11 protein-coding genes are annotated in these 13,973 nt (G+C 70.5%); 6 read left to right on the forward strand and 5 right to left on the reverse strand.

Features of this window, described 5'->3' with window-relative positions; translation table 11 throughout:
* The first annotated feature begins 218 nt into the window (after positions 1–218).
* Positions 219–920: an HAD family hydrolase gene (locus ACWCXX_RS22070; RefSeq protein ID WP_451129716.1), complete on the forward strand. Its 702-nt coding sequence runs from the start codon at positions 219–221 to the stop codon at positions 918–920.
* A gap of 361 nt (positions 921–1,281) precedes the next feature.
* Positions 1,282–2,883 (forward strand): ABC transporter substrate-binding protein, encoded by a 1,602-nt coding sequence (locus tag ACWCXX_RS22075; RefSeq protein ID WP_451129718.1) that lies wholly within the window; start codon positions 1,282–1,284, stop codon positions 2,881–2,883.
* A gap of 70 nt (positions 2,884–2,953) precedes the next feature.
* Here ACWCXX_RS22075 and ACWCXX_RS22080 read toward each other — a convergent pair whose 3' ends face one another.
* From ACWCXX_RS22080 to ACWCXX_RS22095, 4 genes are all read right to left on the reverse strand, one after another.
* Complete coding sequence (locus tag ACWCXX_RS22080) at positions 2,954–3,418, reverse strand: DUF2690 domain-containing protein (RefSeq protein WP_451129720.1); 465 nt, start codon at positions 3,416–3,418, stop codon at positions 2,954–2,956.
* A gap of 195 nt (positions 3,419–3,613) precedes the next feature.
* Positions 3,614–6,403, reverse strand: coding sequence for an AfsR/SARP family transcriptional regulator (locus ACWCXX_RS22085; protein ID WP_451129722.1), 2,790 nt, complete (start codon positions 6,401–6,403; stop codon positions 3,614–3,616).
* Between the two features lie 226 nt (positions 6,404–6,629).
* Positions 6,630–7,301: a response regulator transcription factor gene (locus ACWCXX_RS22090; RefSeq protein WP_327276133.1), complete on the reverse strand. Its 672-nt coding sequence runs from the start codon at positions 7,299–7,301 to the stop codon at positions 6,630–6,632.
* A 10-nt stretch (positions 7,302–7,311) separates the two neighbouring features.
* Entirely contained in the window at positions 7,312–8,157 is an 846-nt protein-coding gene (locus ACWCXX_RS22095) for a RecB family exonuclease (protein WP_451129886.1), read from the reverse strand.
* A gap of 171 nt (positions 8,158–8,328) precedes the next feature.
* On the opposite strand from ACWCXX_RS22095, the gene ACWCXX_RS22100 reads away from it, so the two are divergent.
* The 3 genes from ACWCXX_RS22100 to ACWCXX_RS22110 all read left to right on the forward strand — a co-directional run bounded on the left by ACWCXX_RS22100 (position 8,329) and on the right by ACWCXX_RS22110 (position 11,393).
* Positions 8,329–9,579, forward strand: a complete 1,251-nt coding sequence (locus tag ACWCXX_RS22100; RefSeq protein WP_451129888.1) for a site-2 protease family protein — start codon at positions 8,329–8,331, stop codon at positions 9,577–9,579.
* 66 nt (positions 9,580–9,645) lie between these two features.
* Positions 9,646–10,551 (forward strand): tRNA (adenine-N1)-methyltransferase, encoded by a 906-nt coding sequence (locus tag ACWCXX_RS22105; RefSeq protein WP_402285311.1) that lies wholly within the window; start codon positions 9,646–9,648, stop codon positions 10,549–10,551.
* A gap of 257 nt (positions 10,552–10,808) precedes the next feature.
* The gene (locus tag ACWCXX_RS22110) at positions 10,809–11,393 is read left to right on the forward strand and encodes a hypothetical protein (RefSeq protein ID WP_451129725.1); all 585 of its coding nucleotides are present in this window, start codon (positions 10,809–10,811) and stop codon (positions 11,391–11,393) included.
* Positions 11,394–11,456: 63 nt separating this feature from the next.
* On the opposite strand, the gene ACWCXX_RS22115 is transcribed toward ACWCXX_RS22110, so the two are convergent.
* Positions 11,457–11,768, reverse strand: a complete 312-nt coding sequence (locus ACWCXX_RS22115; RefSeq protein WP_451129727.1) for a ferredoxin — start codon at positions 11,766–11,768, stop codon at positions 11,457–11,459.
* 241 nt (positions 11,769–12,009) lie between these two features.
* Between ACWCXX_RS22115 and arc the strand changes: the two genes are divergently transcribed.
* The gene (gene arc / locus ACWCXX_RS22120; protein WP_451129729.1) at positions 12,010–13,776 is read left to right on the forward strand and encodes a proteasome ATPase; all 1,767 of its coding nucleotides are present in this window, start codon (positions 12,010–12,012) and stop codon (positions 13,774–13,776) included.
* Positions 13,777–13,973: the final 197 nt, after the last annotated feature.

Below are 13,973 nucleotides of genomic sequence, written 5' to 3' on the forward strand. Positions count from 1 at the left end.
TCGGGGTGCACCTCTCGGAGGAGTTCCAGCTCCACCCCGAGCAGTCCACCGACGCGATCGTCATCCACCACCCCGAGGCGAAATACTTCAACGCGCGGTAAGACGACGTTCGACGCGCGGTAGCAGGACAAGTCGTACACTTGTCGGCCCAGTGCAGGCCGGTCGCCCTTCCCACGGGAAAAGGCGGCCGGCCTCTCGTTCCTCACGGAGGTGTGCCGATGACCAGTACGGTCCCCGCGTCCCTGACCCGCACGGCCGAAGACGCCGCGCTCCAGGCCGTTCTGCTCGACATGGACGGCACACTCGTCGACACCGAGGGCTTCTGGTGGGATGTCGAGGTGGAGGTCTTCGCCGAACTCGGCCACCGGCTCGACGAGGCGTGGCGGGACGTGGTGGTCGGCGGTCCGATGACCCGCAGTGCCGGCTATCTCATCGATGTCACCGGCGCGGACGTCACCCTCGACGAACTCACCGTGCTGCTCAACGACCGCTTCGAGAAGCGCATCGGCCGGGGCGTGCCGCTGATGCCCGGCGCGGCACGGCTCCTGGACGAACTGGCCAGGCACGAGGTCCCCACCGCCCTGGTCTCCGCCTCGCACCGGCGGATCATCGACCGGGTGCTGGACTCGGTGGGCCACCACCACTTCGCCCTCACCGTCGCGGGCGACGAGGTCTCCCGCACGAAGCCGCACCCGGAGCCCTACCTCACCGCCGCCTCCGGCTTCGGGGCGGACCCCGAGCGCTGCGCCGTCATCGAGGACACCGCGACCGGTGTCGCCGCCGCGGAGGCCGCCGGCTGCCGGGTGGTCGCCGTGCCGTCCGTCGCCCCCATCGCCCCCGCGTCCGGTCGGGTGGTCGTGAGCTCGCTGGAGGAGGTCGACCTCGCCTTCCTCCGGGGACTGGTCACGGGAACGCGATGATCCGCCCACCGGGAGTGTTTCTGTGAATAAAAAGAAAAACTCTCGGTGGTGAATGTGTGCTTTCTGTCGCGCGCCCGTGTGCGAGGGTGTGCGCATAGCGAAGGTTGCAAATACAGGAAAGCGTGAGCTTTGTCACTCGATAAACCCTGAGAACTGCTCAGGATTCACCGGCGTGCCCGTTTTGTGGCGGTAAAAAGTCCCGATTGGTGGCGATCGGATCGAAGTCTTCCCGGTGCAGGAAAATGACTCGCGGTTATTCCCTGCAGCTGTCCGATCTCGTGACGGAACTCCCCGTGCGGCATTGCCGACGGCGCCCACTAATGTCGCTCTCTCGATACCGGGATGAGGGAGAGCGTCCAAGATGAACCGCAAGACTCTGGTGCTGCCGGCCGTCGTCGGCCTGCTCGCACCCGTACTCGCCGCCTGCGGCGCGTCGGGCGGCGGGGACGGTGGCGGGGACGCCCTCGTCGTCGGCACCACGGACCAGTTCGTCACCTCCGAGGACAACCCCGCCCCGCTCGACCCCGCCGTCGCCTACGAGGCGGGCGCGTGGAACGTGCTCCGGCAGACCGTGCAGACCTTGATGCACGTGCCGCGCGGCGGCGGCCTGCCGGTGCCCGAGGCGGCCGAGAACTGCTCCTTCACGGACACCCGGAACGAGAGCTACCGCTGCAAGCTGCGCAGCGACCTGAAGTTCACCAGCGGCAGGAGGATCACGGCCGACGACGTGAAGTACTCCATCGACCGGGTCATCCGCATCGACACCCCCAACGGCCCCGGCGCCCTGCTCGCCAACATCGACACGGTCGAGACGCCGAACGAGCAGGAGGTCGTCTTCCACCTCCGTACGCCGGACGCCACGTTCCCGTACAAGCTCTCCACCCCCGTCGCGGGCATCGTGCCGCGGACCGATTACGAGGCGAAGTCCGCGCGGACCGGATTCCAGGTGACCGGCTCCGGCCCGTACACCATGGAGCCGAAGATCGAGCACGACAAGGTCGTCAAGATCGTCTTCACCAGGAACCCCCTCTACCGGGGCGATCTGAGGGTGCGGAACGAGGAGGTCGAGCTGGAGCTCCTCCCCGACGCGAAGGCCATGGAGAAGGCTTTCCGCCTCAAGAAGATCGACATGATGACCCGCACCATGACGCCGGAGCAGGCCCAGCGGATGCTGGAGACGCCGGAGGACAACGTCAAGCTCACCGAGATGCCCGGTCTCGCCATTCGCTACCTCGGCTTCGACACCGACGACAAGACCGTGAAGAGCAAGGCGGTCCGCCAGGCCATGGCGCAGGTCGTCGACCGCGGCGAGATCGCGAGCGAGGTGTACGGCTCCACGGCCGAGCCGCTGTACTCGCTGATCCCGTCCAGCATCACCGGGCACGCCAACTCGTTCTACAACAAGTACGGCGAACCCAGCACCGCCAAGGCGGAGGCGATCCTGCAGGCCGGGCACATCGACACCCCGGTGAAGCTCACCCTGCACTACACGACCGACCACCTCGGCACCGGAACGGCCGAGGAGTTCCGGACGCTGAAGGAGCAGCTCAACGACACCGGACTGTTCGACGTCACCGTCAAGGGCACCCCCTGGGCGAAGTTCCGCCCCGCCCAGGTGCGCGGCGAGTACGCCGTCTACGGCATGGGATGGTTCCCCGACTTCCCGGACCCCGACAACTACACGGCGCCGTTCCTCGACAAGAACAACTTCCTCAACTCGCCCTACAAGTCGGCCCTGGCGCAGAAGAAGCTCATCCCGGAGTCCCGGCGCGCGGCCGACCGCAGCGCCGCGGCCGGGACCTTCGAGAAGCTCCAGGACCTCGTCGCCGACGACGTTCCCGTCCTGCCGATCTGGCAGGGCAAGCAGTACGCCGCCTCCCGCGAGAGCCTCGCCGGGGTCGAATGGGCGGTCAACCCCTCCGGCGAACTCCAGCTCTGGGAACTGGTGGGGGGCACCGGCTGACCGTCCCGCCGCCCGAGCCGGGCCGCCCGGACACCCCGCGGGGTGTCCGGGCGGCTGCGCGAGTCCGGCCTCAGTACCAGCCCGTGCAGTTGGAGGTGGTTCGCGTCACGGCGCAGGCCCTCATCTGGACGCCTCCGTCGTAGTACGAGGGCGTGTGCGCGTCGGACCCGGTTTTCACCTCGGTCGCCGAGGCGCCGGGCAGATAGGCGTCGGAGTGCCCGTCGGGGTACCTGCGCTCCACGTACACGAAATCACCCACCCTGGCGTTGAGGACGCGGCCCCAGGCGCACCGGGTCGTCGTGCTGTACCGCAGCTGCACGGTGGCGGAGCCCACCGAGGCGCTCTTCGCGGTGATCGGGCTGTCGAAGGTGCAGGTTCCGGCGGCCACCGGGGCGCTCGTGGTGGTGACGGCCGGGGCGTTCGAGCCGCGGGCACCGTCGCTCCGGGCGCTGGACGGTGTGGCCAGGGTGCCGAGCACGGCGAGCGCGGCGACGGCGGTGGTCGTCCCGAACCGCACGGCGATCTTCGAGATCACGTGGTTCCTCCAGGTCGTCTTCCTGTTCCTGCGACGCGAGTCGTCCGCAGGTGGGTGGAGGCGCATCCGCCCCCGGTGCCGGCCGGCGAGAGCCATCCTGCTCATCGGTCCTTCGGTGAACCTTGTGCACTTCTGCAAGGGGCCGGGCCGCCCGCCGCGGACGGCTCCGCGGCGGGCCGCACTCGGGCCGGGGCGTCAGGCGGGTGCGGCCCGGTCCAGCCGCCGCCGCAGGTCGTCGGCCTCCGGGTGGCCGAGCTCCCGGAGGATGGCCAGCGCCTCCCGGTGGCAGGCGGTGGCCTCGTCGTGGTCACCGCGCGCGGCGTGACCGTCGCCGAGACCGGTGAGAGCGGTGGCCTGGTTGTAGCGGTCGCCCAGCGCCCGGAACAGGCTCAGGGCCTGCCGGAAGCAGTCGATCGCCTCGGCCTCTCGGCCCAGTCCCCGGTACGCGTGGGCGAGGCTGTCCCAGCAGTACGCCTGCCCGGTGCGGTTGCCGGCCTGCTCGAAGAGGTCCAGAGCCCGTCGGCAGGCGGACAGTGCCTCCCGGTGACGGCCCAGCAGGGTCTCGCACCAGCCGATGACATTGAGCGCACTGGCCTGCCCGGGAACGAACCCCGCGGCGGTGTAGTGCCGCAGCGTCCCTTCGGCGTGTTCCAGGGCCTGTGCGGGCCTGCCCTGCCGCTGGGCGAGCCAGGCCAGGGTGCGATGCGTGTGGGCCTGGCCGCGTTCGTCGGCCAGATCGGCGTACTCGCGGAGCCCGGTGGTGAGGTGCGTGTGCGCCTCCTCGCGCCGGCCGGCCCAGGCACAGGCGAGGCCCAGCCCGTGCCGGGCGTGGGCGATGCCCGCTCGATCGCCGCAGTCCAGGGCCGCCGTGAGCGCGATGCGCTGCGCCTCCACCCACTCCTGCCAGGCGCCCCTGCGGTGCAGATGGGTGCCGATCGCCCAGGCGAGCTGCCACGCATGCCCCGGCAGCCCGGTGCTCGCGGCCTGTCGGACGGCCGCGAGCAGGACGGCGTGCTCGGCGCGGAACCACCGCTCGGCCTGCTCGTGCGTTGCCATCGGCTGCGGCCGGGCACCCGCGGCGGGAGCCCGCACGGCTACGGGGTCCCGGTGCTCGTCCAGGAGCCGGTCCGCGGCGAGGGCGGTGTGCAGGTAGTGATCGAAGACCCGGTGGGCCGCGGCGTGCGCGTCCTCGGCCCTCTCGTCGGCGGCGAGCCGGGTGCCGGCATAGGCGCGCAGCAGGTCGTGCAGGAGGAAACGACCGGTGGTGCCGGGCCGGACCAGATGGGCGTCGACCAGTTCGGCAAGCAGGACCCTGGTGTCCGCGGGGGCGAGCCCACTCGCCGCAGCGGCGACCGGCAGGGCGAAATCCGGCTCGGGATGTACGGCCAGCAGCCGGAACAGGCGCGCGGCACCGGGGGACAGCGCACCGTAGGACCAGGTGAACACCGAGAGGAGGTCGGTGTCCTCGCCGTCGCCCGTGGAGAGGGCCGTCAGACGGTGGCGCTCGTCCCGCAACTCCTCCACCAGCGCCGCGACCGGCAGGGAGGGAAGGGTGCAGGCGCGTGCGGCGGCGATGCTCAGTGCCAGCGGCAACCGGTCGCAGCGCTCGGCGAGTTCGGTCACCGCCTCCGGTTCCGCACCGGCCCGCTCGGCGCCCAGCCGTGCGGCCACCAGTTCGCGGGCCGCCGCGGGCGTCAGAACGGCCAGCGAGAGGTGCTGCGCCTGGTGCCGGGCGACCAGGCCGGTGAGCCGCCGCCGACTGGTGACGAGCACCAGGCAGCCGGGGCTGCCGGGCAGCAGCGGTTCGACCTGGTCGGTGCCGCGCGCGTTGTCCAGCACCAGCAGCAGCCGTTTGCCGTCGGTGACGCTGCGGAACAACGCCACGCGGCCCGGCGTGTCCGCGGGTATCCGCTCCGGCCGCACCCCGAGCGCCTCCAGCAGCCGGCGTGCGCCTTCGAAGGGAGCCATCGGTGCCCCGGCGGGCCCGAACCCCCGCAGGTCGAGGCAGAGCTGACCGTCCGGGAAGCGGTCCGCCACCCGGCGTGCCCAGTGCACGGCGAGCGTCGTCTTGCCCACCCCGGCCACCCCGGACACGGAAACGATCGGGGAGGTACCCGGACCGTCGTCCAGAACCTTCAACTGCGCGTCGAGAAAACCCAGTTCGTGCCCCCGGCCCACCAGGTGCAGGACGCTCGGCGGGAGCTGGCGAGGCACGGACGGACCGACGACCGGAGCGGGGGGTTCGGACGGACCGCTCAGCGCCGGGTCACCGGTGAGGACGTCCTGGTGCAGACGCTGCAACCGCTCACCGGGGTCGACACCGAGTTCTTCGGCCAGGCGGTGACGCAGGCGCCGGTAGTGGTCGAGCGCCTCGGCGGGCCGCCCGACCCGGCAGAGCGCGAGCATCAGCTGGCCGACGAGCCGTTCGTCCAGCGGGTGTTCCTCGATCCGCACAGGCAGTTCCGCCAGCAGACGGGTGTGACGGCCGCAGCGCAGCGCGCGGTCGCCCCGGTCCGACTCGGCCGCGAGACGCTCCTGGTGCAGGCCCTGCCGAAGCCGGTGGATCCATGGGCTGTCGGCAGAACCGAAGGGCTCGCCCCGCCACAGGCCGAGAGCCGCGCCGTACAGGTCGTCGGCCTGCGCGTCGTCGTCGACGGTCCGGGCCCGCTCCAGCAGCCGACGGAACCGGTGCAGGTCCACCGCGTCCTCCTGGGCCCGCAGCAGGTACCCCCCGTCGCACCGCTCGATGCCGGTGCCGGCCGGAGCCAGCACGCGGCGCAGCCGGGACAGGTAGCTGTAGAGGGCGTCCCGGGCCCGCTGCGGCGGGCGCTCTCCCCACACGCGGTCGATCAGCTGATCGACGCTCACCCGTCGGCCGATGTCGACCAGCAGCGCAGCCAGCACGCACTGCTGCCGGGCGTACCCCACGTGCCCCGCCCGGCCGCCGATCACCACCTCGACCCTGCCCAGAACGCGGAACTCCACGATGACCCCTTCCCCCTCTGCGTCCCTGCCGTACGTTCGGCAACGACCTCAGCATCCGTGCACGGCACGGACAACCGGTGCCTGCCGGGCAGGGGGTGACGGCGCGGCGGACCGCGGAGGGGGCATCACGGCCGGACGGGCACGGGCACGGCCACGGGCGCGGCCCCGGGACCGCCTCCGAGAGGGAACGGTCCGGGGAATGGGAACACACCCGCCCCGCCGCGCCTCACTGGGCGCCGGGGCGCACCAGGCCGCTCTCGTACGCGTACACGGCCGCCTGCACCCGGTCGCGCAGCCCGAGCTTGGTCAGCACATGACCGACATGCGTCTTCACCGTGGTCTCGCTGACGAACAGGTCCGCGGCGATCTCCGCGTTCGACAGGCCGCGGGCCACCAGCTTCAGCACCTCGACCTCGCGGTCGGTCAGCGTGTGCAGCGTGTCGGGGACGGGCTCCTCGCCGGACGGCAGATGGTCCGCGTACTTGTCGAGCAGCCTGCGGGTGACGCTCGGGGCGAGCATCGCCTCGCCCGCCGCGACCACGCGAATGGCCTGCACCAGCTCGTTGGCCGGGGCATCCTTCAGCAGGAAGCCGCTGGCACCCGCGCGCAACGCCTCCACCACGTACTCGTCGAGGTCGAACGTGGTCAGCACCAGCACCTTCGCCGGTCCGTCCCGGCCGGGACCGGTGATCTGGCGCGTCGCCTCCACACCGTCCATCCGCGGCATGCGGATGTCCATCAGCACCACATCGGGCTGCAGCGCCCGCACCTGGTCGAGAGCCTGGAGGCCGTCACCGGCCTCGCCCACCACCGCGAGATCCCCCTCCGCCTCCAGAATCATCCGGAAACCGGTGCGCAGCAGCGGTTGATCGTCGACCAGTAGGACGCGGATAGCCACAGGGTCTCCTTCAGGGTCCTTCGGGGGCCACGGGCCGGCCGGCCTCGGTGCGGACCGGGTCCATTCTGCCCTGCTCCTCCCGCTCCGACTCGGGCGGGCGGACCGGGAGCGGATACACCGGGGGAGTACCGCCGAATTCGGGACAGACCGCCTGGTGGTCGCACCAGCCGCAGAGCTTCGTCGGCCGGGGTCGCCACTCGCCCGTCTCCGTGGCCAGCCGGATCGCGTCCCAGAGGGCCAGCAGCTTGCGCTCCACCCGCTCCAGGTCCGCCACCACAGGGTCGTACGTCAGGATGTCCCCGCTGCCGAGGTAGACGAGCTGGAGCCGGCGCGGCACCACGCCCTTCAGCCGCCAGATCACCAGGGCGTAGAACTTCATCTGGAACAGCGCGCCCTCCGCGTACTCCGGACGCGGAGCCTTGCCCGTCTTGTAGTCGACGATCCGGACCTCGCCCGTCGGCGCGACGTCGATCCGGTCGATCACCCCGCGCAGCCGCAGCCCGGACTCCAGCTCCGTCTCGACGAACAGCTCCCGCTCGGCGGGCTCCAGCCGCGTCGGGTCCTCCAGCGAGAACCACCGCTCCACCAGGCCCTCCGCCTCCGAGAGCCAGCGCGCGAGCCGCTCGCCCCCGGTGTCCCCGGCGAACAACTCGGCCAGCTCCGGCTTCGACTCCAGCAGCCGGTCCCACTGGGCCGGGACCAGCGCCGTGGCCCGGCCGGCCGTGCGCTCCGCCGCGGGATTGTCGAAGAGCCGCTCCAGCACGGCATGCACCAGCGTGCCCCGGGTAGCCGCCTCGCTGGGCTTCTCCGGCAACTTGTCGATGACCCGGAAGCGGTACAGCAGCGGACACTGCATGAAATCGCTCGCCCGCGACGGCGACAGGGACGAAGGCGGCTGAGGGGACCGCGACAGGGAGGCCATGTCGAAGACCCTACGGCCCGCCACCGACAGTCGGCGGCATACCATCGACCACACACCCTCGAACACTGCATGACCGTGCCGCAGGGCACCGACCGAAGGGACCTCGTGGACGAGAGCGGCGACAGCGGGCGGCCGCAGCCCGGTGGCGGGGGACCGGCCCCCGGCCCCGGCCCCGACGGGGGCCGACCGCAGAGCCCCGAAGAGCCAGGAGGCGGCCTCCTCATGGGCCGCCCCTTCGGCGTGCCCGTGTACGTGGCGCCCAGCTGGTTCCTCGTGGCCGCGCTGATCACCTGGGTCTTCGGCGGACAGCTCGACCGGGTGCTGCCGGAACTCGGCGCGGCGCGCTACCTGGTCTCCCTCTTCTTCGCCATCGCCTTCTACGCCTCCGTGCTCGTCCACGAACTCGCGCACACGGTCGTGGCGTTGCGCTACAAGCTGCCGGTGCGCCGCATCCAGCTCCAGTTCTTCGGCGGCGTCTCCGAGATCGAGAAGGAGTCCGAGACCCCGGGCCGGGAGTTCCTGCTCGCCTTCGTCGGCCCGCTGCTCTCCCTGGTGCTCGCCGGCCTGTTCTACGTCGGGATGAGGTTCGTCGAGCCCGGCACCGTGCCCGGCGTCCTGCTCGCCGGCCTGATGATCTCCAACCTCCTGGTGGCCGCCTTCAATCTCCTTCCCGGCCTCCCGCTCGACGGCGGACGCATGCTCCGGGCCGTCGTGTGGAAGATCACCGGACGCCCGATGAGCGGCACCGTCGCCGCCGCCTGGGTCGGCCGCGCCCTCGCCGTCGTCACCCTGATCGGCCTGCCGCTGCTCACCCGCACCGGGTCCTTCGGCAACGACCCCGCCGAGCTCAGCGGCATGGACACCGTCACCGACGCGCTGCTCGCCGCCATCCTCGCCGCGATCATCTGGACCGGAGCGGGCAACAGCCTGCGCATGGCCCGGCTGCGCGAACACCTCCCCGAACTGCGCGCCCGCACCCTCACCCGCCGCGCCGTCCCGGTGGAGGCCGACACCCCGCTCTCCGAGGCCCTGCGCAGGGCCAACGAGGCGGGCGCCCGCGCCCTCGTCGTCGTCGACGGCCACGGCGAACCGAAGAGTCTCGTCCGCGAGACCGCCATCGTCTCCGTACCGGAACACCGCCGCCCCTGGGTAGCCGTCGGCGGCCTCGCCCAGGACCTCACGGAGGGCATGAAGGTCTCCGCCGAACTGTCCGGCGAAGCACTCCTGGAGCGACTCAAGGCCACCCCGGCGACCGAGTACCTCGTCGTCGAGGAGACCGGCGAGATCTACGGGGTGCTCTCCACGGCCGATGTGGAGCGGGCCTTCGTCGCCGCCCTGGCCAGGCCAACCGCCTGAACGAACACCCGCCGCCCGCCCCGGCCTCGCGGTCGGAGCCCGGGGAAACACCGGTACGCTGGTCACATGTCTGAACCGACCGGTGCCGCCCGCCGACGCGGGCCCTTCAAGGTCGGGGACCAGGTCCAGCTCACCGATCCCAAGGGACGCCACTACACCTTCACGCTCGAAGCAGGGAAGAACTTCCACACCCACAAGGGTTCTTTCCCGCACGACGAGCTGATCGGTGCCCCCGAGGGCAGTGTGGTCCGAACCACGGGAAACGTCGCCTACCTCGCGCTGCGCCCCCTGCTCCCCGACTACGTCCTGTCCATGCCCCGCGGCGCCGCCGTGGTCTACCCCAAGGACGCGGGGCAGATCCTGGCCTTCGCCGACATCTTCCCCGGCGCCCGCGTCGTGGAGGCCGGCGTCGGCTCCGGCTCGCTCTCCACCTTCCTGCTGCGCGCCATCGGCGACCAGGGCATGCTGCACTCCTACGAGCGCCGCGAGGACTTCGCCGAGATCGCCCGGCAGAACGTGGAACGCTACTTCGGCGAGCCGCACCCCGCCTGGCAGCTCACCGTCGGCGACCTCCAGGACAACCTCTCGGACACCGACGTCGACCGGGTCGTCCTCGACATGCTCGCCCCCTGGGAGTGCCTGGAGGCCGTCTCCAAGGCGCTGGTGCCCGGTGGCATCCTCTGCGCCTACGTCGCCACCACCACCCAGCTCGCGCGGACCGTCGAGTCCATCCGTGAGATCGGCTGCTTCGCCGAACCGCAGCCCTGGGAATCGATGATCCGCAACTGGCACGTCGAGGGCCTGGCCGTCCGCCCGGACCACCGCATGATCGGCCACACCGGCTTCCTCGTCACCGCCCGCCGCCTGGCCGACGGTGTGGAGCCCCCGCTGCGCCGCCGCCGCCCCGCCAAGGGCGCCTACGGCGAGGACTACGACGGTCCCGGCAGCCAGAGCGGCTCCTCGCGCGGCTGATCCGCACAACGCACCGGCGCCGCCGCCGAGTTCCCGGAGCGACCCGGGAACCGGACGGCGGCGCCTCTTCGTTGTCCGCGGGGGAACCGCCCGCGGGGAGAACCGCTCCGCGGGCCCGGATCCGTACCGACCCCACCGTTCCTCCACCCTGTGAGGTGTGGCACGATGCTGGCCCACCCACGCCACCGCAGAAGACCCACCGCCGCACCGCCCGTCCAGGCATCCTCGAACCACAGGAACCACAGGAGACATCCCGCGTGCAGACCTCCGAGCTCCCGGACCTCGCGCACACCGACACCAAGCCGCTGCACTGGCTCGCCACCGCGACGGCCATGGCCGCCGTCATCGCGGCCGCCGGGGTGCTCCAGCCGGACCCCGGGGCCTCGGCATCGGCATCGACCCCCCACCGCACGGCGACCCGGCACGGCACACCGGCCGTCACCGCCCCCGACCCGGCACGGGCGGCCTTCCCCCTGGACTGCGCCGGGCTGGACAACACGGTGGCCAAGCAGGCCACCGGCGACCTCGACGGCGACGGGCGCCCCGAGACCGTCGCCGTGGTCCACTGCGCGGCCGGCTCCGGCACCCCGCCCAGCGGCGTCTACGTCCTCACCAACGGAAACGGGGCCGCACCCCGGGTTGTGGCGACCCTCGTGGACCCCGCCCAGAAGATGAGCATCGGTGATTTCACGGTGCGTGACGGAATCATTTCCGCCACTCTGCTCGGCTACTCCTCGACGTCGGTGCCGCGCTGCTGCCCCGACCAGCAGGAAGAGGTCACGTGGCAGTGGCGGGGCGGCGCGTTCGTCCGCGCCACCCACCCGGCCCCGGCCGGTGTCTGAGCGGCCACCGCACGCGCCCCCGGGGCCCTGAGCCGCGGGGACCCGAGCCTCCGCGCCCTCGGCTCAGGCGGCCTCGGGGCCGTACACCTCGACCCTGTCCGAAACGCGACGCACATGGATGCAGTCGCCCGGACACTCCTTGGCCGAGTCGACGACGTCCTGGAGGAGCGGCAGCGGCACGGGCGTCGTCGCGCCCCTGTCCTGCAGCAGTTCGTCCTCGGCGCTCTTCACGTACGCCAGGCCGTCGATGTCCAGCTCGAACACCTCGGGGGCGTACTGGACGCAGATGCCGTCTCCCGTGCAGAGGTCCTGGTCGATCCAGACCTCCAGGTCCTGCGCGTCGCCACCGTTGGGAGCGTCCTGCTGCACGGTCATTTCTCCTGCCGTTTCCTGCGTATCCGAACCAAAAGAAGCCAGCCCCGACGGGTGTTGGACGGTCCGACGATACAACTGGCCGCTTTCCGATGTTGAAGGGTGGGTATTCCCCTGACACGAGGGGGAACGCAAGGGTGAAGATCGGACACGCCCCGCAGTCTTTGTGATCTAGGGGTTTCAATCATCACCCACCCAGGTAGGGTCAGGAAGCGTCCAGCTCCCCTTGGAGGAGGTGAGGACCGTGGCAGCCCACGACGACGACATCAACCGCGGCATCCGGCCCGGACGGGGGTCCGAAGACCCAGCCGGCCAGGTCGCCTATCTCGAGCAGGAAATCGCCGTCCTGCGACGTAAGCTCGCCGACTCTCCGCGCCATACGAGGATTCTCGAAGAGCGGATCGTCGAGTTGCAGACCAACCTGGCGGGTGTGTCCGCGCAGAATGAGCGGCTCGCCAACACACTCCGTGAGGCCCGCGACCAGATCGTGGCCCTCAAGGAAGAAGTCGACCGGCTCGCGCAGCCGCCGGCCGGATTCGGTGTGTTTCTGCAGGGCAATGAGGACGGCACCTGCGACATTTTCACCGGAGGCCGGAAGCTCCGGGTGAACGTCAGCCCCAGCGTCGAGCTCGACGACCTCCGGCGCGGCCAGGAAGTCATGCTCAACGAAGCGCTCAACGTGGTCGACGCCATGGAATTCGAGCGGGCCGGGGACATCGTCACCCTCAAGGAAGTCCTTGAGGACGGCGAGCGGGCCCTGGTCATCGGGCACACCGACGAGGAACGGGTGGTGCGGCTCGCCGAGCCGCTGCTGCACACCACAATCCGCCCCGGTGACGCCCTGCTGCTCGAACCCAGGTCCGGCTACGCCTACGAAGTGGTCCCCAAGAGCGAGGTCGAGGAACTCGTCCTCGAAGAAGTGCCGGACATCGACTACGACAAGATCGGCGGCCTGGGCGACCAGATCGAACTGATCCGGGACGCGGTCGAACTCCCCTATCTCCACCCCGACCTCTTCAAGGAACACGAACTGCGGCCGCCGAAGGGCATTCTGCTCTACGGTCCGCCCGGTTGCGGCAAGACGCTCATCGCCAAGGCCGTCGCCAATTCCCTCGCCAAGAAGGTCGCCGAGGTCACCGGTCAGCCGGCGGGCAAGAGCTACTTCCTCAACATCAAGGGTCCGGAACTCCTCAACAAGTACGTCGGCGAGACCGAGCGGCACATCCGGCTGGTCTTCCAGCGTGCTCGCGAGAAGGCGAGCGAGGGCACTCCCGTCATCGTCTTCTTCGACGAGATGGAATCCCTCTTCCGCACCCGCGGATCCGGCGTCAGCTCGGACGTGGAGAACACCATCGTTCCCCAGCTGCTCGCCGAGATCGACGGTGTCGAGGGCCTGGAGAACGTCATCGTCATCGGCGCCTCCAACCGCGAGGACATGATCGACCCCGCGATCCTGCGCCCCGGCCGTCTCGATGTGAAGATCAAGATCGAGCGCCCCGACGCGGAGGCCGCGAAGGACATCTTCGCGAAGTACCTCACGCCTTCGCTGCCCCTGCACTCGGACGACCTCGCGGAGCACACCGGCTCCAAGGAGGCGGCGGCGCAGGCCATGATCCAGTCCGTCGTCGAGCGGATGTACACCGAGTCCGAGGAGAACCGCTTCCTCGAAGTCACGTACGCCAACGGCGACAAGGAAGTCCTGTACTTCAAGGACTTCAATTCCGGCGCGATGATCCAGAACATCGTCGACCGGGCCAAGAAGATGGCCATCAAGGCCTTCCTCGAACAGGGCCAGAAGGGCCTTCGGGTCTCCCATCTCCTCCAGGCGTGCGTGGACGAGTTCAAGGAGAACGAGGACCTGCCGAACACCACCAACCCGGACGACTGGGCCCGCATCTCCGGCAAGAAGGGCGAGCGGATCGTCTTCATCCGTACGCTCGTCACTGGAAAGCAGGGCGCGGACACCGGCCGTTCCATCGACACGGTGGCGAATACCGGCCAGTACCTGTAGAACGCAGTCCGGCTGCGGATGCCCGCCGGGCATCCGCAGCCGGTTGCTTTCCGGACAGCTCACGCGACACCGCAGCAATGACGTAATTGATCTCCCCACCAGCACAGAGGCGCTCTAGGCTCTTGCGTACCGCCCGGTCGCGCAGTGCGTGGACGGGCCGTGCACGCGCACCGACAAGCAGCGGTACTTGAGCGCCG

The organism is Streptomyces sp. NPDC001732 (genome assembly GCF_053596315.1).

Coding starts and splice junctions, on each gene's coding strand:
- ACWCXX_RS22070 (WP_451129716.1), top strand. CDS start 219: ATGACCAGTACGGTCCCCGCGTCCCTGACCCGCACGGCCGAAGACGCC.
- ACWCXX_RS22075 (WP_451129718.1), top strand. CDS start 1,282: ATGAACCGCAAGACTCTGGTGCTGCCGGCCGTCGTCGGCCTGCTCGCA.
- ACWCXX_RS22095 (WP_451129886.1), bottom strand. CDS start 8,157: ATGCAGTGTCCGCTGCTGTACCGCTTCCGGGTCATCGACAAGTTGCCG.
- ACWCXX_RS22105 (WP_402285311.1), top strand. CDS start 9,646: ATGTCTGAACCGACCGGTGCCGCCCGCCGACGCGGGCCCTTCAAGGTC.
- ACWCXX_RS22115 (WP_451129727.1), bottom strand. CDS start 11,768: ATGACCGTGCAGCAGGACGCTCCCAACGGTGGCGACGCGCAGGACCTG.